Annotated in this window: 29 protein-coding genes; 5 read left to right on the top strand and 24 right to left on the bottom strand. The window is 46.2% G+C overall.

Translation table 11 applies throughout. From position 1 onward, the window contains the following. Position 1 precedes the first annotated feature (1 nt). The 18 genes from ACYX4J_RS07500 to ACYX4J_RS07415 form a co-directional block, all read right to left on the bottom strand. On the bottom strand, positions 2–1,483 hold the full coding sequence (locus ACYX4J_RS07500; RefSeq protein ID WP_476178249.1) for a phage portal protein: 1,482 nt from the start codon (positions 1,481–1,483) through the stop codon (positions 2–4). After that, positions 1,483–1,698, bottom strand: a complete 216-nt coding sequence (locus ACYX4J_RS07495; RefSeq protein ID WP_252472065.1) for a primosomal replication protein PriB/PriC domain protein — start codon at positions 1,696–1,698, stop codon at positions 1,483–1,485. Before ACYX4J_RS07495 ends, ACYX4J_RS07500 begins: the two co-directional genes overlap by 1 nt. Further along, complete coding sequence (locus ACYX4J_RS07490; RefSeq protein WP_476178649.1) at positions 1,699–2,097, bottom strand: terminase gpA endonuclease subunit; 399 nt, start codon at positions 2,095–2,097, stop codon at positions 1,699–1,701. 2 nt (positions 2,098–2,099) lie between these two features. Then, a complete protein-coding gene (locus tag ACYX4J_RS07485; protein ID WP_476178248.1) occupies positions 2,100–3,704 on the bottom strand; it encodes a terminase gpA endonuclease subunit in 1,605 nt (534 codons plus the stop codon). After that, a complete protein-coding gene (locus tag ACYX4J_RS07480; RefSeq protein WP_476178247.1) occupies positions 3,667–4,188 on the bottom strand; it encodes a hypothetical protein in 522 nt (173 codons plus the stop codon). Before ACYX4J_RS07480 ends, ACYX4J_RS07485 begins: the two co-directional genes overlap by 38 nt. Before the next feature lie 87 nt (positions 4,189–4,275). Beyond that, complete coding sequence (locus tag ACYX4J_RS07475; RefSeq protein ID WP_476178246.1) at positions 4,276–4,998, bottom strand: hypothetical protein; 723 nt, start codon at positions 4,996–4,998, stop codon at positions 4,276–4,278. Continuing rightward, positions 4,988–5,215 (bottom strand): holin, encoded by a 228-nt coding sequence (locus tag ACYX4J_RS07470; protein WP_445354549.1) that lies wholly within the window; start codon positions 5,213–5,215, stop codon positions 4,988–4,990. Before ACYX4J_RS07470 ends, ACYX4J_RS07475 begins: the two co-directional genes overlap by 11 nt. Further along, the gene (locus ACYX4J_RS07465; RefSeq protein WP_476178245.1) at positions 5,212–5,568 is read right to left on the bottom strand and encodes a hypothetical protein; all 357 of its coding nucleotides are present in this window, start codon (positions 5,566–5,568) and stop codon (positions 5,212–5,214) included. The genes ACYX4J_RS07470 and ACYX4J_RS07465 overlap by 4 nt, the downstream gene beginning before the upstream one ends. After that, positions 5,568–5,963 carry a DUF5675 family protein gene (locus tag ACYX4J_RS07460; protein WP_476178244.1) on the bottom strand — a complete coding sequence of 132 codons (396 nt, stop codon included), beginning with the start codon at positions 5,961–5,963 and terminating at the stop codon, positions 5,568–5,570. The genes ACYX4J_RS07465 and ACYX4J_RS07460 overlap by 1 nt, the downstream gene beginning before the upstream one ends. Positions 5,964–6,175: 212 nt before the next feature. Next, positions 6,176–7,015 (bottom strand): hypothetical protein, encoded by an 840-nt coding sequence (locus tag ACYX4J_RS07455; protein ID WP_476178243.1) that lies wholly within the window; start codon positions 7,013–7,015, stop codon positions 6,176–6,178. A gap of 384 nt (positions 7,016–7,399) precedes the next feature. Next, positions 7,400–8,062 carry a hypothetical protein gene (locus ACYX4J_RS07450; protein ID WP_476178242.1) on the bottom strand — a complete coding sequence of 221 codons (663 nt, stop codon included), beginning with the start codon at positions 8,060–8,062 and terminating at the stop codon, positions 7,400–7,402. A gap of 296 nt (positions 8,063–8,358) precedes the next feature. Then, positions 8,359–8,538, bottom strand: coding sequence for a hypothetical protein (locus ACYX4J_RS07445; RefSeq protein WP_476178241.1), 180 nt, complete (start codon positions 8,536–8,538; stop codon positions 8,359–8,361). A gap of 174 nt (positions 8,539–8,712) precedes the next feature. After that, positions 8,713–8,976 (bottom strand): hypothetical protein, encoded by a 264-nt coding sequence (locus tag ACYX4J_RS07440; RefSeq protein ID WP_476178240.1) that lies wholly within the window; start codon positions 8,974–8,976, stop codon positions 8,713–8,715. A gap of 126 nt (positions 8,977–9,102) precedes the next feature. Then, positions 9,103–9,453 carry an RDD family protein gene (locus tag ACYX4J_RS07435; protein ID WP_476178239.1) on the bottom strand — a complete coding sequence of 117 codons (351 nt, stop codon included), beginning with the start codon at positions 9,451–9,453 and terminating at the stop codon, positions 9,103–9,105. 761 nt (positions 9,454–10,214) lie between these two features. Further along, a complete protein-coding gene (locus ACYX4J_RS07430; RefSeq protein ID WP_476178238.1) occupies positions 10,215–10,910 on the bottom strand; it encodes a hypothetical protein in 696 nt (231 codons plus the stop codon). A 343-nt stretch (positions 10,911–11,253) separates the two neighbouring features. After that, positions 11,254–11,430: a hypothetical protein gene (locus tag ACYX4J_RS07425; protein WP_476178237.1), complete on the bottom strand. Its 177-nt coding sequence runs from the start codon at positions 11,428–11,430 to the stop codon at positions 11,254–11,256. A 104-nt stretch (positions 11,431–11,534) separates the two neighbouring features. After that, a complete protein-coding gene (locus ACYX4J_RS07420; protein ID WP_476178236.1) occupies positions 11,535–11,894 on the bottom strand; it encodes a DUF2190 family protein in 360 nt (119 codons plus the stop codon). Between the two features lie 78 nt (positions 11,895–11,972). After that, entirely contained in the window at positions 11,973–12,188 is a 216-nt protein-coding gene (locus ACYX4J_RS07415) for a hypothetical protein (RefSeq protein WP_476178648.1), read from the bottom strand. Between ACYX4J_RS07415 and ACYX4J_RS07410 the strand changes: the two genes are divergently transcribed. Beyond that, on the top strand, positions 12,138–13,094 hold the full coding sequence (locus ACYX4J_RS07410) for a tyrosine-type recombinase/integrase (protein ID WP_476178235.1): 957 nt from the start codon (positions 12,138–12,140) through the stop codon (positions 13,092–13,094). The two genes, ACYX4J_RS07415 and ACYX4J_RS07410, sit on opposite strands and share 51 nt — an antisense overlap. 205 nt (positions 13,095–13,299) lie before the next feature. Then, on the top strand, positions 13,300–14,193 hold the full coding sequence (locus tag ACYX4J_RS07405) for a putative phage abortive infection protein (protein ID WP_476178234.1): 894 nt from the start codon (positions 13,300–13,302) through the stop codon (positions 14,191–14,193). A gap of 81 nt (positions 14,194–14,274) precedes the next feature. Here ACYX4J_RS07405 and ACYX4J_RS07400 read toward each other — a convergent pair whose 3' ends face one another. The 3 genes from ACYX4J_RS07400 to ACYX4J_RS07390 form a co-directional block, all read right to left on the bottom strand. Beyond that, complete coding sequence (locus ACYX4J_RS07400; RefSeq protein ID WP_476178233.1) at positions 14,275–15,120, bottom strand: hypothetical protein; 846 nt, start codon at positions 15,118–15,120, stop codon at positions 14,275–14,277. A 186-nt stretch (positions 15,121–15,306) separates the two neighbouring features. After that, positions 15,307–15,768 carry a hypothetical protein gene (locus ACYX4J_RS07395; RefSeq protein WP_476178232.1) on the bottom strand — a complete coding sequence of 154 codons (462 nt, stop codon included), beginning with the start codon at positions 15,766–15,768 and terminating at the stop codon, positions 15,307–15,309. A 384-nt stretch (positions 15,769–16,152) separates the two neighbouring features. Beyond that, entirely contained in the window at positions 16,153–16,554 is a 402-nt protein-coding gene (locus tag ACYX4J_RS07390; protein ID WP_476178231.1) for a LexA family protein, read from the bottom strand. Positions 16,555–16,715: 161 nt separating this feature from the next. Here ACYX4J_RS07390 and ACYX4J_RS07385 point away from each other — a divergent pair, with 161 nt between their 5' ends. Then, the gene (locus ACYX4J_RS07385; protein ID WP_476178230.1) at positions 16,716–17,777 is read left to right on the top strand and encodes a hypothetical protein; all 1,062 of its coding nucleotides are present in this window, start codon (positions 16,716–16,718) and stop codon (positions 17,775–17,777) included. A 110-nt stretch (positions 17,778–17,887) separates the two neighbouring features. Here the strand turns inward: ACYX4J_RS07385 and ACYX4J_RS07380 are convergent, their stop codons facing one another. After that, positions 17,888–18,085 (bottom strand): hypothetical protein, encoded by a 198-nt coding sequence (locus ACYX4J_RS07380; RefSeq protein ID WP_476178229.1) that lies wholly within the window; start codon positions 18,083–18,085, stop codon positions 17,888–17,890. A 408-nt stretch (positions 18,086–18,493) separates the two neighbouring features. Between ACYX4J_RS07380 and ACYX4J_RS07375 the strand changes: the two genes are divergently transcribed. Beyond that, positions 18,494–19,144 carry an AHH domain-containing protein gene (locus ACYX4J_RS07375; protein ID WP_444959666.1) on the top strand — a complete coding sequence of 217 codons (651 nt, stop codon included), beginning with the start codon at positions 18,494–18,496 and terminating at the stop codon, positions 19,142–19,144. Further along, on the top strand, positions 19,144–19,722 hold the full coding sequence (locus ACYX4J_RS07370) for a hypothetical protein (RefSeq protein WP_444941262.1): 579 nt from the start codon (positions 19,144–19,146) through the stop codon (positions 19,720–19,722). Before ACYX4J_RS07375 ends, ACYX4J_RS07370 begins: the two co-directional genes overlap by 1 nt. A 450-nt stretch (positions 19,723–20,172) precedes the next feature. On the opposite strand, the gene ACYX4J_RS07365 is transcribed toward ACYX4J_RS07370, so the two are convergent. Both ACYX4J_RS07365 and ACYX4J_RS07360 read right to left on the bottom strand, forming a co-directional pair. Beyond that, positions 20,173–20,727, bottom strand: a complete 555-nt coding sequence (locus ACYX4J_RS07365) for an HNH endonuclease family protein (RefSeq protein WP_476178228.1) — start codon at positions 20,725–20,727, stop codon at positions 20,173–20,175. A gap of 85 nt (positions 20,728–20,812) precedes the next feature. Then, positions 20,813–21,790 (bottom strand): hypothetical protein, encoded by a 978-nt coding sequence (locus tag ACYX4J_RS07360; protein ID WP_476178227.1) that lies wholly within the window; start codon positions 21,788–21,790, stop codon positions 20,813–20,815. Between the last annotated feature and the right edge of the window lie 299 nt (positions 21,791–22,089).

Raw genomic sequence — 22,089 nt, 5'->3', positions numbered from 1 at the left:
CCTATTCAGATTCAGTTTCTTGCGCGGGTACGGCTTCGCGTTTGGTTGGGGTGGTAATGTCGTTTTGTTTGAGCTTCCGCTGCCAGGCAGCGGTTTGCTTTATCACATCGTCCGGCTTTTTGCCTCGGCGGCGGATGGTCTGCTGTGGGCTGGCCAGTACATTTTCCAGCAGGGTTTCATCCGCGCTGGCTTCATGGACCGGGTTAATCCAGGGCATCACCGGGGTAATAAAATCGACGTGCATCAGCGTGGATGGATCGACATCACTCGGCACTTTGAAGGCATCCGCTAGTAAACCCATCTGCACCCAGCGGCGGGTGGCCGGCTCTACAATTTCCTCGCAGAATTCCAGGCTGAGGGTTTCGTAGTTTCCCCACTGCTCCACCAGCTCCTGGCGCTGCGAACTATAAGTCCCGTTGTAGTTTTTGCTGATGCTGCTAAAGCTGGCCATGGTGCCGGCGGCAGTCATGCGCTGCATGGTTTCTAAAAATGGCGTTAGTAAACCGCTGGGGCGATTGTTTTGAATGGTGCCGACTGATTCCCCAGGGCGTAAATCGTCGTAGATAGCACCAGCGCGAATATCCAAGGTGCGATTTCCTTCATCATCAACGTCGTTCTGCGAGTAATCATCTGGACTGCCCTTTTGGATAAAGCCCACCATGGCCGAGGCAATTTTGGCAGCGACACGCTCGTTTTCTTCATAGTCTTTAATATCCGTAAGGCGATTCATCACCGCTGCAAAGATGGAAGCCCCACGGGTTTGATGCAGCCGGCGCACAAATTTCAGGTGCTCGATATTTTCCGCACTGTGAAACCTGCGCTTCATTCGCCAGTTAAATGAGGCTCCGGGATGTTCGTCGTACAACCAAAACCCTGACGGCTCACCCCAGGCGGATTTTTGAATACCTTGCACAATGCGCTTACTGGGGTCGTTGTAATCCACCGGTAGGAAATCTGGCTCCAGGCATTCAATGGTGTAAGGCACGGAAGTGCGGTGCTTTAATCCAGGCACTGTGCCCTGCAAGTGCCGCAATAAAGTTTCACCATCGCGCAGCCAGGTATTGCACAAAAGCCGCTGCGCTTTGCCCCAGCTGAATTGCCGGGTGCATTCCGGGCGCCTTGCCCATTCCTTGTGGGCATCATTCATTTGGCTGGCAAGATCGTCATGGATATCGCCATCCCAGGTTTTGGGCTGGAATTCCACATCGATACCGCGCGGGCCGACAATGTTATTTACCAGGGTGGTAAGAATGCCAAAGGCAAAATCGTGGTTTTGCTCCAGGTGCCGGGCTTGGCCGCGCAGGGTTTCCACACTGCCTTCCAGCACCAGGTCGCCGCTGCGGTTATCACCGGGGTTTTTACGCAGGCGACTGGGGCGCGCAGCTTCATAGGCGGCGGCAATCTCCAGGGCGCGCCGGGCTTGTACGCGGCGCAGGGCAGCCTCGGGCGCAAAGAACCCGATGACAGAATCTAATTTATTCATCAATTAAAATTCGCGTAGGCGGGCCCAGGGCGTTTGCCGGCGGCCTTTAAGGTTTCAGCAGTTGCGCGGCGCTCCCACTCCTGACGACCCGCGCGGATTTCCTGCAGGTTCTCGGCGGTAAATTGGCGGCCATTAATCACCGTGGTTTTTCCGGCGAGCACGTCTATCTCGGCCTCGATATAGAGGTCGACCATCTCTTGTGCAGTTTTCGACATTTAACTATCCAGTAGAGAGCCGGCTGGCTGCGCGGGCTGCCTTGGTTTTTTAACGGCGGGTTTGGGTTGTTCGGGTGTTTGTTGAGGTTCGCTAAATAGCGTGCGCTGGCCCAGGCGCGATTCTATAGTGGACCATTTTTTCTCGGTCTTCTTGTGTAGTTCCATGGCATAGGCTGCGTGCAGGGCGTAGACCTCGGTATCTGTGCCCTCATTCGGTCTCCCGGGTCGCTGCTGCCAGGTCTCTCTACCTTTGTGTTTTTTACTCGGTGCTTTTACTTCAGCAGTCACCTGCTCCCAGTAATCCTGTCGCACATGCTTACAGCTGTGCATATAGGCACTGGTGCCTAGTAGTCGCCGGGCAATTAGATCCTTAGCCTTGTGGGTGCCTACCATATACACCTTCACTTCGTGGCGATCGGCTTTAGTAGTGCGCGTAGGGTTGCTAACTTCTGCTTTCCTTGGGTGCAAAATATTTCTTTACTACCAAAGTCTCTGCTATCGCCTTTAATCGCCATCACAAGAACGCGTCGATATTTTCTTTTTCTGGTTCTTACCCACTCATACACTGCGCCGCTGGTAGTTCCATCAGAGGAATCGATGCTCACCGCAGATGCGTAAATCTCACCAAAGCGCTCGTGCTTAAAGCTTTGAAAAACTAACTTATCCAGGGCATCCCAGCAGCTATCACGCTTATCTACCGTGTCGCCATCAATTTCGCCCCAGTACATTTGCCAACTTTCTTCATTGCGACCAAATGCGCGGATGGTGATTGCGAGTCGATCGTGCTGGACATCGACACCGGCAGTCACCAGCAAACCACCAGCAGGACAAAACAGTTCTGGGTAGTCTTCAGCAGCTTCTTCAAGTTTCTCGTGGTCCAGTAACCGATTGGCAGCATATTTATAAGGTCTGCCTAACTTGTTGTTTTGGAATACGATGCGTGCAGATTCATCGCCGCTTTTGGCTTCGTGCTCAGCCTCTAAGAAATCCCTAACGACCTCCGCCAATCCTGTGCCAGGGATACACACATAAAGCTCCGATAGCTCCATAAACGTCTCTATCGGTTCTATCTCATCCTGCTCATAGTCTTCGCCGCATTGAGTTTTAACCCAGCCGGCAAATTCATCACCGTTTTCACGCGCTGTTTTACAGGTCTGCAATATGTTGGCTTGGCGGCGGTAGTCATCCCATTCACTGCCGCACTTGGGGCAACCGTAAATTGCGGTTTCTGGCTGATTCAAGCCGAATACCGGGTGCGGCGTGCCGCCGTCTTTCTCTAACCAACTGACGTTTTCCCAATCCAACACATGAGACTCACCGCAGTCATGGCAAGTAATCGGCAGTACTCGCATGGTGCCTAGCTTGGTGTAGTGTTCCACCTGGGAGAGATCCGCAACCGCCGGGGTGCCACCGATAATTAATTTCTTATTGCGCATTCGCTTAAGACGTTCGCGCAGATGGCGAATGGAGTCGCCCTGATCACCGACGTCTTTATTAGTATCGTCCGGCTCCTCCACATAGCCTCGCTTGGCAGTGGTGGATTTAACATTGGAGACGGAGTTAGAACCGACTGTACGCACTTCCCCACCAGGGAATACTTTTCTGGTAGATCTGTTGCCTAGCTTGCGACTGGTGGAGACATCAATCACACGCGCTACATTCGGCGAGCCCTCAACAATCTTCACGAACTTTTCGTCCATGAAGTTCTGGCCTTTTGAATCCTTAGGAAAGAGCATCAAAACCCGCGCGGGATCAGTCACCGCCACCTTACAGATATCTGCCGCTAACAGTACCGTCCAGCCAATCTGCGCCGCTTTTTGCATTACCACCATCCAGGAGACTTGGCTATCGAGCGCGTACATTACGCCCCAGAAATAGGGCACAAAATCTACTCTGTAATATCCTGCGTTATCGCTATCTTCGGATGGCAGTTTGATATTTTCTGGCAACCACTCAATCAGCGGGATTTTAGGCTGCGGTATCCAGGTCTGGCGTACCTCCTTCACCAGCCTCTGTAAATTCAATCTCGTAACCGCCAATAGTTCTGAGGGCAGCTTCAATGTTTGGCTGTAGGGGTTCTCTGTCGACGGTAATGGCATACTGACTTTCGATAGCAATAATGATGCTCTCTACCGCTCCTATAAATTCATTCTTTCCAACGGTGGACCACTCCACCATCGCCTTGCGCGTTGACTCGACATCAAGGATTAATTGATCCTCTCGATACAGCTCGCGCATTTTTAGTTTTGCATTAACTTCAGACTCAATCGCCTGGGCCATATCGCGACGATTTCGGGCCTCATTCGACTGGCGGCCTGCGGCCTCGGTTCGCAGTCGCTCGCAGTATTCATGAAGCCAAACTTTGTAACTGGCACCTACGGTAAAGACCTCAGCCTTGAAGTGTTTGGCAATAGCAGGTTGAGTAGCACCAACCAGACGAGCAAAACCAGACTGAGTGGCCTGATCATCAAGTGATAGGTTGTCAGCCAAGGTATAACCCCCTAGGAAATTTCAGATATCTGTTAAAAAAACACGGTCCGAATTACCCGTGTGCTACCCCCTCTCAGGAGGACCCATTCAGCGCCTCTTTGCGGTCGCAATCGCATGGTCCATGGCTTTATCAAGTTCTAATGGCAAATGCCTACGAGCTATGCCGTCAGCAATCCGAAAGAAAGGAAAGCGCTTGCGGTAGTCTGGCTTTCCCTTTAGGAAAATGAGAATGGGCTTTACTGTAGGACGTCGCTTACCTCCGGCCCTTTTCCAGACACCCAACACTCCGTTTACCTTTCCGACAAAGTGCTTGCCTGTAGGCCCTTGAGTACTATTTGCCCCGCCCTTCTTGATACCTGAACTAGCACGGAGTTCTGCCAGAATCTTCTTATAGGTAGCGACCGAGATATTCCCATGCCGGTTTAGCCTTGCTGCTTTTCCATGCACGGCATACATACCCGCAGGCAGTACATCTAAATGCCGCAGGGCACGCTCAAATCTCTTATCGTTGCGCTTCACTTCGATAACCGACGGCGCCAAGTATTTACTCGGTGCCGTGCCGTTGGTTGCTTTATCACGAATAAAAACCTTCGCAACACCCGAGCGCTTAGTGGCTTTCTTCACCAGTACAGAGTTCAGTGTCAGCTTCGCTGGACTTGCAAAGATGCGCCCAATTGCTGCGCGCTCTTCTCCACGTATACGAAAGGCCACGTTATTCAGAGCAACCGAACTGGCATAAGGTAATTGCTTCTTCAGTTCAGCAGCTGCTCGATCAAACTTTGAGGTATCGAGTTTTACACTAACGTCCATCGTCCCCGCCCTGCTGCTCTTGCAGCTTCAAGCGCTTGTGGTTGTAATACCAGTTCACAATGAACCCACCCAAAGCAATCAAGAAACCACCTACCGCCAATATCTCTTGTGCTGCATATCCACCAACTACAGCAGTACCCGCAGCAACCGTAGTGGTTGCACTGGCGACCTTCTGAACCATGGCTTCCCTCGCTGCCTCTTGAGCTACAGTGTTCACCGCTTAACCTCACTCACCCACGACTTCACAAAATAGAAACCGATGATGATGCTATAAGGCTGCACAACCACATCAACTAGCAGACCCTTTAGGTCTGCTACAAAAGGCGCGTTAAAAGCCATGGCCGCCGCAATAAATAAAACCAGCAACGCCCAAACCAATGTCACCAGAAAGGCAATTAATCTTCGCGCCCGGTTCTGCGGTTGCGTGGCTTCCAGGTATTTGAGATACCAACGAGATTTTTCCTCATTGGTAAACCACACCGCATCCACAGTATTCACAGTGGCATCCAGCACTTTGCTTGCCGACTCGGGGCCAGCAAATAAACTCTTAACTCCAGACAAAATACCCATCACGGATACTCCGGCACATAGTGCGTAATTGTCAGATTAAAGTTAGGCGGCAACATGTCCCGCAATTGCCCCATTGCCTTGCGTGACTGCATCACCCACCAGCCACCCGGAGCTACACCAGAGCCAACACCAATGCAGCCCTGCACATCTGCAGCATAATTTGCTGTATGGATCAAGATTTTTGAACGACTAGGCACGTCCAGTAGCTCCCACACATTGGGGAACCTTGGTGAACTATAGGGATTACAGGAATAAACCCCTTCAGGAATACAGCTCTCGAACGGACGATTACCTAACCACGGGCGCTCTACCGTATAAAACACACAGTCGCGCACCCTTAGCCTCCCCAATGTGGCATTAGGCCCATAGGCAAATCGCTGCAGATTGCAATTCATGAAGTTCTACTCGCAGAGTATTGGAATAGAAAACGGCACCCAAATGAACACCGCCAAATACAGAAATTTGAAGACTAAAAAATGAAAAAACCCGCACAAGGCGGGTTAATTTTTACGAAATATGTATCGCTGCTGAGCGACTTCGCTAAGCTATTTTAACTGACTTGAATAAACAGCGTATCTTAAACCTTAAAGCAAAAATAAGGATGCGATTAGTGCTGGTAAGCATCTCTCAGTATATCTTCAAGATACATAGGATGTGTTTCAAGCTCCATACCTTGTGCATCTTTGACTTTAATACTTATGGCTGTTTCATCACCATCATAACCAGACGTTGTTGAAACCTCTAGCTTGTATGCCTCAAGAAACCTTGATTCATCACCGAAGGGTGCCTGAAATTGGTAGACTTCTTTCCCTTTTCCAAACCACAGCAATTCGATAACAAATGCCATATCACCATTGCTTGCAATTTGGTCAAGAACTGGGTTATCTCTTAGAGATAATTCAACCTGATTACCGTCAACAGTGAAGGTTTTGACATCAACAATCTTACTTGGAGTCGCATCAACCAACTGCCCATAAGCAGCAAATAGTCTTTGGTCATAGTTCAGTGAACGCTCTGCCCCAATAAAATTTTCAGCCTCAGAGACATAACCCTCAATGTGGATCATTGTATCATTTGAGGTTTCGTGTGCGTTTTCGAGGTTTAAGCCATCTACTACAACATCAAGCTGACGATACACCCAGGCACCATCGACGGTCGCTTCATGTGTCCAACCTCTGTCATCCACCTGGAAATTGCTTACTGACAGACTGGGTGCATTAAGAAAATTAATTTCTAACGAGGTAAGTACAGCGGGTGACCATTGATCCTCTTGATCAACAGTCAAAATTACAGAGCTAGCCTCGTGCAAATCTAGACCAGGATACTGCAATTCACCACCAAATGAGCCTAGATCTTGAAGTTCGTATTGGAACGTTTTAGCTTGCGCGCCGAAGGCCAACAAGGCCACAGAAACAGCTACTGTTTTAACGGTATTTCTAAAAAACATAAAAACTCACCAAAAAATATATTGAATTAACTAGTGAAAGAGGAAGTAAAACTTACAGTACACCTTAAACTAAGTAAATTAAATTGAACTTAATTTAACATCCTTTTCCAGTACGACCTTACCAAATAAAGAAACTCAAAATTTCACGAACAATGTCTTTCTCATTCACCAAATTAATACAAACAGAACGCATAAAAACCCAGCGCCTGATCACACTTTGTAAAACAGCCATTTAAAAAATACATAAAGTGCGATTAAAGCTTGAAGAAACTTACTGAGCTGACCAACTTCCAGGCACAAAAAAACCGGCTCAGTGGCCGGTTTAATTTTGCAAAGCAGAAAAACTGCACGCTAGGAAATTTATACCCCCTTAGGACAAAGCTGTCAACAAGCGGCTTTAAGCCGACCTCTGTACTCCTGCACAATCTCAGAAACGGGCCCTAAAGCTCTTGCGGGTAGAGGGTCCAAACGCCGTTGCAAACGTTTCCAAATTTTTACCCACTCCCTATCCCACCGCTTTTTGTCACATCCTAAAATTGTCCGCGCTTGGCCCAGGTCTATTAATCGGCCATTCACATCGCGCAGTGCACACGCATTAATACAAAATAGCGCCAGCTGGCCAACCTTTTCTCGCGGGTGCGGTTCTTCCCATTTGTCGAACTCTCTCATCAAGTACCGCAATAGGGCCGCTCGCTCTTTAACTCTTGAGGCTGGCGGGGCGTAGGCGGCCATGCCCCAGCAGTATGCCAACGGATCACTCGCTCGCAGCTTTGCGACTGCATCTTGGATTAACCCCTTTTCACAGGCATCCATGATGCGGTTGCTACTGTCCTTGGCTCCCGGGGTTTCTTTCGCAACTAGTGTTGGGGCTTTAACCCGGCAAATGACTTGGTTGGCCCTGCCCTGCACTTCTCCGCGAATTACAACTTTTCGCCCTTGTCCAGCTGAGGTAGCCGTACTTCTGCCGCCCATGGCCTCATAATCAAATGCAGCGGTGGAGCTATCAAAGGCGTCGTGCCACGCTTGTCTAGCACTTTCGAATCTCATGTCATGCCCCCCAAGCAATTTTCAAGCAACCAAAAACCAACCACACTCCCCATCAAGCAGCCTTCGGCATACTCTCGTAGTAATCCTGAAATCGCCTTTCAGCTGCGTGCAAATTATCTCGGTGATAAGTGCCCTGGTAATTTATGTGGCTCTGGTTTATCCAGAACTAGGTATCCACCGTATTCGCGAAATCGATTTCCACGAGGTGAGCGGACTTGGTTATGAGAATCGTAATCTGAGCGCAGAGCCTTTTGGCCGCTGTCGCTCTCTTTCCAGATCAAGGTAATAGAGACCTCTCAGGCATCACGCAAGCCCGAAGGGTCATAGTCTATATAGCTACTGGTGCCATCAATGGGAGTCATATCAACAGAACCTCGAGACTCTTCACCGGGCTCAAGATCCAACATGCCCGCTACTTGAGAATAAGAACTGCCATCATCACTGCGATAAAACTTAGTTTTATAACCTTGTGCCATAGTCATAACCTCATCGGGTTGTTTCGTTAAAAGTCTGTGGGTTCAGTGGGATACTTGGCGCTATACGTCAAGCATACCTCACCTAATGGGTGATCCTGGTCCAGCGCAAACTCGGTTTGGCTAAGCAGGAACAAATCACAGATACTCTCCAGAGAAGCATCCTGCAAGACGCTTTCAATATCCACCGCTGCTTGGTTGGTCTAACGCCGCATACACATCGCCGCTAGTTTTCACCACCGCAGCAACCGTCAGATCAAGTTGCCGCTCGGTACCGCCATGCATTTCGTGTTCGGTGTTCTCAACTGCAAAGCCCACCACAGTGGACGGCAGCTTTTTGCTATCAATTTCTTCTGTGGCGCCAGGAGTTGGGAATGTGTAGCCGGATAGGGTTTGCAGCTCACTTTGTAAAGCATCGTGGATTGTTATGCGCTGGGTCATTGGATAATGCTCCAAAAATTTCGGGCATGAAAAAACCCGCTGGTGCGGGTCTGGCTTCCAAAACCACTTAACTTTTATTGGAATAAAACTTTTTACCACCTTACGTGTTTGACTGCATATCGAATACTATTTAGTTGAAATCACTCTGGTTTTTGACCACGAATCATGCCACCCGCGTGTAGAACCGCTACGACCTAAAAAGGAAAATGGTTCAAATGGAACAAGTCGAATTAGGCTCCGACCTAAAGCTTGGCCCATTGTAATTTTCCCACCCTCAAGGTTTACAACTTTCGTTCTAGTAATAAATTTGGCAGGAGTTTTTCCAAAAAAATATTCAGGCAAAAAATTGTATAAAACCATCACCACTATGGCAAACACCGAAGCCCCTGCACCCAAAAAAATATGACCAATCCCTAATTGGGCAACCACAACCATTAAAACAACAGCCACTAAATAATAGACACCTGTGTCAATCATCAGATTGATAAATCTTTTTTGTAGTTGAAGCTAATTTATAATTAGATTCATCATCACCTACTTCAAGCGAAGCAGTTGGTGCCTGATACATATTTTCACTCATTATTTACTTAACTCTTTTTAATTTTTCCCTGAAAGTCAACTCAAGCTGATACTAAAGTGCAAATTAAATATAAAAAATCTGCTTTATAGCCCAGTATTTTCTCTGTTTTATATCCTTTTGAGAACCCTTTGAAAGACACTTACTTAACCCTTTCGCCCATAGTGGACTAATCTCACTTTATTCTTTAGTGTCAAAATTGGTTTCTTTGTACTTATTTGCAAACTAAATAGCATCAAAAAATCAGTTTCAGCTTGTAATGTCTACAGCCACTGAACACCTAAAGGAGAATGATAAATGAACGAGCGCTATTGCCTTGCGGCATTGTGTTTACACTCATGGCCGCCGTGAACCCCGATAATAGAGCCTCCAGGCAACTTATCGCGGAGCTGCTCCGCTAAGCAAGCAACTCTCTTTAAAACAGCCTTACACCCTATACACCAAGACTTGTTCTAAGTACGCCAGCCGAAGTAATCATATGGTCAGTTCGATATGGGTAATTATGTTTTTCTGCTTCAGAGTAATCGCCCTCATTACCTCGCAGAAAAAATGTCAGCGTACATGCACCTCTCATCTGCTTTACTTATTTCTATCATGTACAATCCAACTAAACTTCCCAATCAATACACCAGTAAAATGTGATAGTATTATTACTTTCTGATCACTCAGATTCCTCTACAACTGTAGAATGCTCAAGAATTACTACACCTTTAGCTAAATTGCGAAGGTTTTGAATAAATACTTCATCTTCAAGCTCAGGTTGGAAGGTGATTTTTCCTACATCCATATTAATTAAACTAGAGACAACGAGTCCCCCTATTACACTTCCTCTTGAGCCTGTATATTCCGTTTGACCTGCCGACAAAGAACTATTTGAAGTTTTTCCAGCTTTAGTAAAGGAAACAGCACTAACACCTTCTACATCTAGGTCACCAGATACTATAGCATTTTCGCACGAAACACCTTTCTCCACTTCTTTTACTTCAGTACTGCTCGTTGAAAAATAATTATATATTCTAGGCTTTTCATTAACATTCTTTGGAATCCAAATTCCCCCATCCCACGTCATGTAAGTTAATATGCTTGATGGCTTATGTAGCATGTCGTCCCTCCCAACAAACACACCTCCTTGAGGAGCTCGATAGTATATCCCCTGTCTATCTTCTCTTTCCGAAATATAAGGCCCTGGCTGCAAAGTTGTTCTGAATTCTACTTGTTCCCAACCTCTCTTATCAAAGCCCTCTACTCCTGAAGGGACTTGAATGCAGGTTATTTGGGTAGGAACATCCAAACTATTCGGATTCGTTGCACACCCAGTCAGGAACATTACTATTAAAAACGCATACAAATTTCTCATACTATATCCTCTTTCGTGATAATACTTGCCACATAACACACAATGTACAATATTTTTTAATTTAAGCATATGGAGAGATGACAATAATATTTTGCTCAAACTTACCATTCAATTTGGGCATACAGACACTTAAGAGTAGCTCCCTGGTTTCAGCGGCAACATCGCAAGTGCAGTGTGATTAAATCTTTTTGAGATACTCAATAATTATTCTTATTTCTCTCCCATTGTGCGACTCCCAGATGCAACTGGCTGACAAAAAATGAAATCCTCTATAATCCAACATTGTCGCTGCTTTATTTTACTTTGGGAAGTGTATAAGTCTCTATGCATCCACCAACACCCGTTAAATAACCCCATCATCCGATAACATCTTTCGCACCGCATACTCCACACCACCAAAGGCAACCACTGTCTCTAAACAATAAACCCCTACCTCACTCACCAGAAGATTCAACTCTACGCGTGGCACCCGGACGCGCTCATCCTCTTCGAACTCGCCAACCTCCTGATCTTTTATCACTCGGCAATCAATAGACTCATCGCCGCTACCATCATCATAGGTAGCGGCTTTGCCCCACTTACGAAACGCGCGCTTGCGGCTCCCTGATTTAAGCCCATGATGAATTATGACTTCACTGAGCCTGGTACACCGGTAAATTTGACCGCGAAGCTGGTAACACTGGAACCCGCATCGTCAGCGGCAAAGGCCGCTGCTCCGATGATATCGCCAGTGGCTGCGCTGTTATCGAATGAGCTGGAGACAACCACCCAGGATAGGGTTTCACCCTGATTGATCTCTGTGGTAGATACCTTAGACACCGTGAATATGCCATCAATAGCAATCACGCCGGACTCACCCACGGCGATATTATCCTTCGCTAGCCCAAGCACCGCGCCTACCACCACCTGACCAGAGGTAATCTTCACACTGGAGTTATTGATGTAACCCAGTATGCGCCCGTCTTGCACAAAATTAGTAGCCACTCTCTTTCTCTCGAATGGGCTTGTAACTGAAAGTAAAATGGCCGCGCGGTGCAGCCTCTTCAATGAACCTTGCCAGAACTAGCTGTAGGCTAGTTTTGGGGTCTTCATCATGCCTTTGAGGTCCCAGGCTTTGGCTGCCGCATCCAGGCGGACTTTGAATTCCACGCCATCGATGCCCCAGCCATTTTGCTCTTCTAAGACTGGTACTTGCTGACCATCCAGATAGAACAATTCGATAGTGTCATGCACTACCGGGTCGGTATTAAGGTAGTTGCCGGCACCAACGCCTCCCAGGCTGAAGTCTGGGTTGCCTATGAGAAATACCTAGCCGGTCTAGTGCAAAAGACCTTTACCTTCGCGGATTTAGTAGAGCTCTACTTCGCCTCACCCCAGTACACCAAACATATAAAGCCGCAGACTCAAAAAGACTACCATCGCTACAGCCAGCGTGTTCTCGCGGTATTTGGGGAGATGGAACCAGACAATATCACCTCCCCACTGGTACAAATGTTTATGGATGCACGCGGCGCTGAGTACCCCACCTCAGCCAATAGAGAGCGAACCTTTCTAGGCATTGTGATGAAGTGGGGCAAAGCCAGGGGCTTCGTTAAGATTGAAGACCCCACAGCAGTAGTAAAAACAATTAAAGTAAAGCCCGGCGGGCGCTACGTAGAAGACTGGGAATACCAAGCCTTTTGGCAATGGCTGGGTGATCGCGGCCACGTGATGCACCAGTGCGCTATGGAAATTAGCTATCTGTGTGCAGCCAGGCAACAGGATGTACTCGCCCTCACCCGTGCAGACATCCATGAAGATGGCCTATTGATCGTGCAAGCCAAAACAGGCAAAGCCCAACTAAAGCTATGGAGCTCAGCCCTCAAAGAAGCCGTTGATCGCGCAGTAGCCACTAACACCGAATCACAAATCCAAACCACCCATATCATTCGCAGTCGTGTTGGCCGCGCCTACACCCGCACCGGGTTCAATGCTATATGGCAAAGAGAGCAGCGAACAGCACTAGCCGCTGGCGCCATTAAGCAGCGCTTTCGCTTTCACGATCTGAAGATCAAGGCGGCTAGTGACTTTGATGGCGATGTTCAAAAGTTCACCGGACATAAGACGCGATCTATGGCTGAGCGGTACAATCGTACCGCGGATCGGGTGGTTAGCCTTGACCACAATGGGAAACTAACAAAGTAACGCTAAAGCATTCCCCCTGAAAACCCCCTTGATTTCAACAAAAGCACGATTAGTATTCTTGCTTACCTCTCGACACCAAAGCAGAAACCAGTAATGGGTCCTGTAGTCGTCAACAAGGGGACATAAATGTAATGAAGATCTAGTGCAAATATGCCAAGAATCCTAACTTACACTTCATGAATTTTCAGTCATAAAGAAGAAATAAATGAAAACCAGAAATTTAGCTTTCCTATTAGTTGGCTCGGTACTAGCTACTGTTCTCATATATGCAGGAGCTCTGATTTATTTTGCGTGGCCTATAGACGAAATATCCATCAACAAATCAGGAGTATTTGGTGACAGCTTTGGAGCACTAACATCCTTATTCTCTGGGCTTGCATTCGCTGGACTTATAATTACGATCTTGATGCAAAAAAATGAACTAGCCTTACAAAGAGAGGAGCTTGCACTTACCAGAACCGAGCTGTCAGAGCAAAGAAGAGAGCTAAAAACCCAAAACGAAACTATTAAAATCCAAAGATTTGAAAATACCTTTTTTAAAATGCTTGAATTTCTTGAAGGCTGTCGCAATGAAATATCTTATCACCGTCATTTAAACGCCCCCCTTCACAGTAGGGATGCCATTAAAAAAATATACAACGAATTCAAATCAGAAATTCTGGGAGCCTATATAAGGAACCCAAAAAACCCGACAGTTAAACAGCCAATTTTTAGAGAAGAGTCAAAAACAATAGAGGGAGTAAAGGAGGCATACCGAAAACTATACTCACAATATGGTGAGGAATTGGGGCAATACTTCCGAACTCTATATAACGTTTTAAAATTCGTAGAAGCAAACAAGTTCATAACAAATCCAGAAACATATACAAACCTCCTCAGGGCACAACTTTCAAGGTATGAGCTCTCTCTACTTTTTTACAATTGCATAAGTGAATATGGTAGTGAAAAGCTATCTCCGCTTGTCCAAGATTTTTCAATATTAAAGCATTTGGAACCCAACACCCTCCCCCAAGAAAACCTTAAGTTTTGGGAGCAATACAAAAACAAGGCAGTAAAAAATGATGAACTCAACTTAGAGCCCGCCACCCCTGAAATATAACCCAGTAAGCACCTAAGAAGTATAAATAAACATGCAGGGTTGCCGGCCTGAATTGAACACTAGCAGAGAGAGGCAAATAATTTAATTTTCTTTTTGCCCCATATATTCTCTGCTTTTTACAACATCAATGCGAGCATTTCTTTCAAGCTCAAGCTTCAGCACTGCTCGCAAGTCTTCAATTGATTTAGGCGATAAAGCGGCCTGCTCACCTTTTGCTTTAGCCAGCTCAGCTGAAAGTGCATGAGTTAGATTACTTATAGATTCATCAGAAAGAGTGACCGGCTGCATACCCACAGGGGAGTTTAGATTTACAGAAACAACTTTATTTTGAGAGTAGATCTGCCAACATAGTGCAACAGCAGCGATAGCAGCCGAACAAGCGGCAACCCAAACCGCCCTCCCTGTATGCATGGTACCTTTACGTGCGATTTCTGCGCTATCCATTGCCGCATTTGCACTCATTTTGGCTGCATCAGTGCTCTCATTAGCAACATGCACTCCTTCTTGAGCAATAGAATTCGCTCGCCTAGCTTCATCTAATGCCCGCCTAGTCAAATCTACTTGTTCCCGCACTTCTCTGCGACGAATAAAACTCTCGAAAATCTCAATCTGCATATCAACCTTCGGAAGTAGACCTTGAATAGACTCCTTTTTTTGCTCAGCCTTTCCCATCAGCTTGCGGCGGAGTTCCAATTCTAATTGGCCCCCTAGAGGCATAGAGGCCAACTTTTCAAAACATGCACCTGCGCCATCATGGAAATTTTGAAGCTTGACCCTCCATTTTTTTAACTCTAGGCTTGACCGCTCCTGATCCGGCTCTCCATTCTCTGCGCGCCACCCTGCCAACCGGTCAAACTCATCTTCCAGCTCTGGCAAATCATCTATTTCATCTAAAACCCGCTCTATCCCCCCCAATATTTCATTCATTTACTTCTCCTCCTTAAGAATCACAGCAAGTAACAAGCAAAACCTCAACATAGATTGAGACCCAAATTACCACACGGGAATCAGAAATGAAAAAACCCGCACTAGGCGAGGTTTTAAGTTCTTTATAAACAAGGAAGAATCTGGGGTGGGCGAGCGGGGGTCGAACCTAAAGATCCACCACCTACGCTACCACTGATAAGCAAACTTTACACTTGCACCGGTAGTATGCTCATCAAAATACGGCTCATCACCTGACCTGGTTCCCGCATGAACAGCGGCACCGAGAACAAATGAGGATTCAGAAAATCCTGAAAAGTAATAATTGTAAAGCAAAGCAATCCCGTTATAGCGCGCTGCTTCATCTCTACGATAGTTAACCTCTACAAGCCCCAGGAAAGCTCCTAAAGAATGGCTATCGGAAGCTACAAGTCGCTCCCAACCCAATCCGTAACCCGCAACTGAACCAGCCTCATCGGAATAGCCCTTCCAACCCAAAGAGCCGAAGTACTTATCTTTACCGCGGTTAATCGAATACTTTGCTCCTATCCCAGCATGATCCAGACCCTTGCCTAATGAAAAGTTTGAGTCCCCAGCCGCAGAGGCGAAAGCAGAACAAGTTAGGAAAAATACGGACAGCAGATACTTCATTACAGCTCCAAGCTACTTCTTAGTGATTTTAAAAAGGGGGGGGGGATTTTTACCGCCAGATAGACATGGCTCACGATCTACCAAAATCAAACCTCAACATAGATTGAGGCAGAAATTCGTACACCGAATTCGTACACTGAGGCCTAAAACTAAAAAACCCCGCACTCGGCGGGGTTTTAAGTCCTTGATAAACAAGGAAGAATCTGGGGTGGCCGACGGGGATCGAACCCGCGACCTCAGGAGCCACAATGTTTGGCCCGCCCTTTCAAAATCAACCACCTACATCATTTTCAGGGGTAATCACTGTATAAAAAACCAGTACATTACCCCGCGCTGCGGGTATTAGACATCGATAGTTACCCCTTATGCAAGCTGGACATGCAATCAGTGCTTTTTGTCACCCATACGATGGTACCGAATAGACGCCTTAACCACACCCTCAACTAGCAACTCCTGCCCTTCCCAGACCGGTATTGGCCTGTATTTGCCATTAGCTGACAATAGTCGGCCTCGTTTCAAGTCCAAGATTTTGCAAGCCAGCTGACCATCCAGAGCGACCACTACCACATCACCATTCATAGGTGTCAGGGAGCGATCGACAATGAGCACATCACGGTCAAAGATGCCCAAGCCCTGCATAGAGTCTCCGTTGGCCCTGGCCATGAATGTAGCCGGAGGATTGGTTATTAAGTGTTCATCTAGGCTTAACGGCTGTTCTTTTGGGTCATCTGCTGGGGAGGGAAAGCCACAGCTGACGCCGCTGCCGTATAGAGAGGTAAGTTTCATAATATACCGCATGCCGTATACATATACAGTATGCGAAAACAAGAAGCTGTATGGCAAAATTTACCGCTACATACCGATTAATATTAGCCACCAGTAGACACTAGAAAAGTTATCAATCACTATCAAGCTGTCGTGAAATATAAAAAGGGAGTAAGGTTATTGTGAGTGAGGGTAGGAATGAAGATTTTTCCAAAGAGGGCGTAGTCGAAACTACGGTTGAGGATCCAGCCAAGAGAAACGACGCGGATAGATACCCACTTCCTGGCCTAGGGTGGATACTAACCACACTTGGAGCACTCATTCTTATATCCCCCTTGTTGAATTACTTTTTTACTTTGATATTAACTATAGCTGCCTTATTAATCTCTTTTTTCCATAAGCAACATCGAAAATATCTACGAAACTGGTGGTCACCTGAAGGCCTTATTGAAAAGAGGACATTATGGCAATCAGGAAAATTTAAAGCTGCTCTAATCGTCCCGCTGGCAGTGTCATTTGTTTTCTGTTTAATAATTGGCCTAAACCTCGATAGAGAGTTTGACTATTCTTACGATGGTTTTAACAGGCTATTCGACATCTTTAGATTCCCTTTAGCTCTTGCCGCAATAGCTTTGCCACTTACCGCCCTTGTAGCCTCGAATCATAGGTCTGCCCAATTCGCAAAGGCTCTTAGCGAAACCGAGGAAAGAAATACGGCTTCCAACTTCTATGACCATAAGAAAGATTTCTTAGAGATGCTTGACCAGTTAGAGGTCGATTGGAATATTAAATTCTATAACCGCCGAAAACTATACCAAAGAATATTCCCTCACAATAATGCAAAAAATGTAGACTTTAAATCTTTAAAAGACAACAGAGGAATGCTCTACCTAGATACAACCATTAGACAATTTAACCATATTAGCAATGACATCACTCCAGTAAATAACGCAGACACCAACCTGGCAGCCCAGTATTTCATGAAGACATTTAGATTGTCTGAGAGTCTACACATCAGGTTTAATGAGGGAATCATACCTCCAAATTGTCAAACCGAGCATTTAATAGCTTACGATGACACCCATCCTATTTTTGCGCTAATTACAATATTGAAGGTGATTGAAGCTTTTTGTAGTTATAGTTTTTTGCCAGAAATCGATAACAGGATCATATGGAAATCTAGCTCTGCCCAATTTAATATCTGCGCACGTAAATATATTGCTTCAAAAAAATCGTCACCCTAAATATCCTAACTTCAAAGGAGCTAGATAGAACAAACATTCTCTTTGGCACCAATATTTGGGCTGAATCTTCCAGTAGAGGGTTCAGCCCACTCACCTCAATAATACTCAACTTACTCTAATAATTCTCTAAGCCGCTCCTGCTTCTCGTTGAGACTGTTCAGCTCATCTACAAGGGCATTGGTTGCCGCATCCAGATTGTTCACCTGCACCTTCAGCATGTCCCTAAGCTTCGGGTCGGCAGTGTCTGCGGTCATATCAATAGTGTTCAAGCAAGCGCGTATCTCGGCTTCAACCTCTATGAATGTCATGGTCCAACTCCTTCTTTCCGTCGACACAGGGGCAATCTACCAAAATACTGTATGTATATACAGTATCGATAGCAAAAAGAAGATGGCGCCCACGCTAGCGGGCTTAGAGGGTCAGGATATACAGGTTTTTATGGGTGCTGAGTGGCTCTTTGAGTGATTGGTAGACGGAGGCTTTAGATAGAGTTAGTTAAATTAATTCGACTCTATTAGGGAGGCGCCTCTCATTTCATGGACTTACAGCATAATTTCTACACCTAGCGCTATTTTATACTGAGCCACACAAACCATAGATGATAATCATGAACAATTCTTGGACGCTGTAAAAGGACTAGTCAGTAAATGGAAATTAAGTACCAGAACGGAAAGAGAATAACCAAGCACAAACATGAATTGTCTCATCTAGAGTCGATGATTCAAGACTACGAACAAAAGGCAGAAAAATTCTACAGCGGGGGCAATGCGGTAAACTCCTTAGATAAAGAGAGGAAGGCAGAAAGGGAAAAGGCTCTGAAATATTTGGATCAAGAGCGCAGAACCATTGAAGCCATGATGGACGTTCAAGAACAGCTTGCTAAGTATCGAGCGGTAGGTGAAGGAGCCCTTAGCGGTACACTAAAGGAAAGGGCGGATACTCTTCAGGTAATGGAGAAAGAAAAACACCACCCCACCGATACGCTAGAAAAGTACATGCGAGCCGAGGGAGTGCCCAAGCCGAGTCCACTACATACTGCGCACCACATTGTGCCAGGTAAAGGAAAGCTACCAGTCGTCACAGGTAGAGCCCGAATGCACCTCCATCGTCATGGGATCCGTATAAATGACCCAGCGAATGGAGTTTATCTAGTCAGAAGAGATGATGATACTCCACACTGGTCTATGCCAGAATCGACAGGCCACTTAACATATCATACCCATGAGTATGAGCGATGGGTCGCTCGACGTATACAAGGGTTTCGCGATATGGATACGATCAAAACTCAACTTCAGGTAATCGGGAGAATACTCCAAGAAAATGAACCCGATACCGCTATTACCGAAATTAAAAACGGAGTTATCTGATGCCTGCAATTTACGCAATTCGTGACGACGGCTTTCGGTTTAAAAACCTAGACTTAAGTATTCTGGATATTGCCAGGCACGCACCAGATGACTCCGATCCAGACTCAATCCTAGATTTTAGCCTGCGCAATACTGCGATGGCTGCTTGGTGGCCCCCTATGGGCGCACACTTTTTAAGCAATGAAGGGTTTGAGGGGTCCCCTATTCCAGATATATCATCTGGCCTGGGTGCCACGCTGGTACTGTCCCCAAAGGCCAAACGTTACCTTGGGGATTTACTGGAAAGCTATGGGGAGCTGCTACCCGTTGAAGCAGAAGGTGAAGTCTACTATCTCTTCAATTGCCGCACTTTTGGTCAGGAAGATTTAGATGTTTCCCAGCATGAATACCTTGGTGATACCCCTATTTCTTTAAAAGCTTTAGCTTTTACCGGTGATGCCGAAAAGCTAGCAACCTTTAAATCCAAATTTGAAAACTGCGCGACTGTATTCTGCAATGAGCAGTTTAAATGTGCTGTAGAGAAATTTGAGCTAACTGGCATTAGCTTTGATGAGAACCTAGTTGAGCAGTTTGGCTGAAGAACAGCAAATGGGAGGCAAAACCTCCCCTATTCCTCTATTAATCCCAGAATCTGGGCTGACTTTCCGGAGAGAGCTGCAGCCCATGCTTCTTAGCTATGACATAGACTCATTTTGGCCACACCCGAGACAGTGGTAGTAGGGTCCAAACCTGCCTGTACGAAATTCAACCGGCCCGCCACAGCGGAAACAGGAATATTCCTCTCCCTGACTCCAGCGCCAAAGCCGCAAGCCTGGAGGGAAAGCAAACAATATTCCGAGGCAAAATAAAACTAAACCACCCCAGCCCGACAACCAATATGCTCCCGCTACCATCTTTTCAAACATTGGGTGAGTAAAAAACAAAGGTATAATCTTTCCTAACACTACTATTGCCAGGAAGGACAGTAGAAAAAATAAAATTGAATAGCGGAATAATTTCAAGAACATCCTTGTCTGCATAGAAAACCTTTAACCTGCGTTATTGCTTCTTAGCGCTGCAAATTGCCGCGCCTCATCTTCTGTTAGAGCCAATCCATACTTCTCCACTATCGCCATAAAGCGCTGCACATAGATGGCCTGGACAGGCTCATAGGGTGGCATCCACTCATCGGGGCCTTTGTCACCCTTGCTTTGGTTCCGGCCATCATCGACCAGCCATAGATTCTCAGGGTCTTCTGCAAATTGACGCTTCAGCTCTACAGTCCAGTTGGCACCACCGTGCCCGTGCGCCCAGGACAGCGGCACGATATGTTCAACATCCAGGTCAGAGGCCAGGCTGTAGAAGTTGCCGGTGTATGGGTCCAGCCAGAGGCCTGTATCTACCGTGCACTGCTTGTCATTGGTGAAGGTTACTGGGGCCAGGGAGAACTGAACTAGCAGCTCATGGCGTGTGCTCTGGCAGTCTCTATCAGTATCAGACCAACGAGGTAGCCACTCGTGGCGGTCGTATTCGTTGGTATTGGCTACAGCCTCAAAACAACCAGACAGAGCGGTGGATATGATAATTGGTAGAAATAGGCGCATGACGACCCCTCTTTATTGTTTAGAGGGATCGTACATGACGAAAATTAAGAGAACAAATACAAGCCTTTACACTTTTTACTGTAACCTACCTGGGAGGGTAATCGAGAATTTCTTCTCCTGTGTATTGCCCTGAATTAATATCGAAGACACCAAAGCTCTTAACAGGCGCATTCCAAACTCCAAACTTGGGAAATGAAGTGCTCCCATCACCATGTTGTCGATATGCAATTGTGATCTCATTGTATTTAGCCCGCTTTTCAGAAGTCAGAATATCTTTATAATGAAAAGCGTTTTCAGCTAATTGCTCACGGTCCTCCGGAGTTACCGGGCGGGTACCAATCAAACCTTTTTCTTTAATTCTATTGCCCAGCCCATACCTAAGCTTCACCCCTGGCTTATGTGAAGAAGAGGGTCGATCAAATGCAATCATTTGCGCGCCAATATCATTTTCATACGCCAACTTTATGCGCGTCATTTTACTTCTATACTCTCTAAATAAGGGGCAAAGAGATGATTCTGGATACTTTTTAACTATATGGTCAACCACATGAAGTAAATGCATATCTTCAGGCTCAGGAAGTGGCATAAAAACAGCTACAGCACCATGCTTCCCCCTATCTAGAGCTAAAAATAACTGCTCAGATATAGGTTTTTCCCGCGTCAATAAGGAGGCACTAAGATCATGCAGGCCATACCTATATTTTAAACTTTGAGACCCGGGGCCATTATAAAAAAAGCTCGGCATCGTTCGAGCCAACACTCCTTGACCACTCACATCATATATATGATCGTAACTCTTTTTTCCTGACTCCCCAAATGGCGTAGCCATAGTAGACTCATAAATTGTTTGCCATTTAGAAGAGCTATCACTTCCATCACAATTATTGTACACACGAATAGATAATCGCGACTCGTGAAAAGCTTTCGATACAGTATCCTTAGACTCCCACTTCTTAAACTCACGCCACCACACTTTGGCATAAGAAGCGATAATGCGTTCCGGCCTTTCATCTGCCACTTCCAATACATCGATAAAATCATTACGCGCCTCAATAAGGTTCATAAAATTCCTGCCATGCATTGTAAAAAAAGGTTTCTATTGATACCGACTCCCCCCCAAGCATCAATCTTTAAAATATGCACAAAAAGGGAAAACTAACAGTAAAAAACATCAGAATTGAAATCAATTAAAAACAACACCACTCATACTATTCTCTTAGAGCAAAATAACTACACAAGCAAAAAAACAACTAGCCGAAAAACTTTCCTTAACCTCCATCAGGGAGAAACAAAATAATAGAAAGAAGCTGAGGTATGACAACCCTCAGAATTATATTGAGTGGTCGTACTGGAAGTGAACAG

It is taken from the genome of Microbulbifer sp. ABM4_008 (assembly GCF_056311705.1).
Note: the sequence above shows the minus strand (reverse complement) of the source record. Positions and strands in the feature narration are given on the sequence as shown.

Coding starts and splice junctions, on each gene's coding strand:
- ACYX4J_RS07440 (WP_476178240.1), bottom strand. CDS start 8,976: ATGACCCAGCGCATAACAATCCACGATGCTTTACAAAGTGAGCTGCAA.
- ACYX4J_RS07360 (WP_476178227.1), bottom strand. CDS start 21,790: ATGAACCTTATTGAGGCGCGTAATGATTTTATCGATGTATTGGAAGTG.
- ACYX4J_RS07460 (WP_476178244.1), bottom strand. CDS start 5,963: ATGAATTGCAATCTGCAGCGATTTGCCTATGGGCCTAATGCCACATTG.
- ACYX4J_RS07465 (WP_476178245.1), bottom strand. CDS start 5,568: ATGGGTATTTTGTCTGGAGTTAAGAGTTTATTTGCTGGCCCCGAGTCG.
- ACYX4J_RS07435 (WP_476178239.1), bottom strand. CDS start 9,453: ATGATTGACACAGGTGTCTATTATTTAGTGGCTGTTGTTTTAATGGTT.
- ACYX4J_RS07500 (WP_476178249.1), bottom strand. CDS start 1,483: ATGAATAAATTAGATTCTGTCATCGGGTTCTTTGCGCCCGAGGCTGCC.
- ACYX4J_RS07375 (WP_444959666.1), top strand. CDS start 18,494: ATGATTCAAGACTACGAACAAAAGGCAGAAAAATTCTACAGCGGGGGC.
- ACYX4J_RS07365 (WP_476178228.1), bottom strand. CDS start 20,727: ATGCGCCTATTTCTACCAATTATCATATCCACCGCTCTGTCTGGTTGT.
- ACYX4J_RS07450 (WP_476178242.1), bottom strand. CDS start 8,062: ATGAGATTCGAAAGTGCTAGACAAGCGTGGCACGACGCCTTTGATAGC.
- ACYX4J_RS07475 (WP_476178246.1), bottom strand. CDS start 4,998: ATGGACGTTAGTGTAAAACTCGATACCTCAAAGTTTGATCGAGCAGCT.
- ACYX4J_RS07455 (WP_476178243.1), bottom strand. CDS start 7,015: ATGTTTTTTAGAAATACCGTTAAAACAGTAGCTGTTTCTGTGGCCTTG.
- ACYX4J_RS07430 (WP_476178238.1), bottom strand. CDS start 10,910: ATGAGAAATTTGTATGCGTTTTTAATAGTAATGTTCCTGACTGGGTGT.
- ACYX4J_RS07495 (WP_252472065.1), bottom strand. CDS start 1,698: ATGTCGAAAACTGCACAAGAGATGGTCGACCTCTATATCGAGGCCGAG.
- ACYX4J_RS07400 (WP_476178233.1), bottom strand. CDS start 15,120: ATGAATGAAATATTGGGGGGGATAGAGCGGGTTTTAGATGAAATAGAT.
- ACYX4J_RS07395 (WP_476178232.1), bottom strand. CDS start 15,768: ATGAAGTATCTGCTGTCCGTATTTTTCCTAACTTGTTCTGCTTTCGCC.
- ACYX4J_RS07370 (WP_444941262.1), top strand. CDS start 19,144: ATGCCTGCAATTTACGCAATTCGTGACGACGGCTTTCGGTTTAAAAAC.
- ACYX4J_RS07380 (WP_476178229.1), bottom strand. CDS start 18,085: ATGACATTCATAGAGGTTGAAGCCGAGATACGCGCTTGCTTGAACACT.
- ACYX4J_RS07445 (WP_476178241.1), bottom strand. CDS start 8,538: ATGGCACAAGGTTATAAAACTAAGTTTTATCGCAGTGATGATGGCAGT.
- ACYX4J_RS07405 (WP_476178234.1), top strand. CDS start 13,300: ATGAAAACCAGAAATTTAGCTTTCCTATTAGTTGGCTCGGTACTAGCT.
- ACYX4J_RS07390 (WP_476178231.1), bottom strand. CDS start 16,554: ATGAAACTTACCTCTCTATACGGCAGCGGCGTCAGCTGTGGCTTTCCC.
- ACYX4J_RS07410 (WP_476178235.1), top strand. CDS start 12,138: ATGCACTACCGGGTCGGTATTAAGGTAGTTGCCGGCACCAACGCCTCC.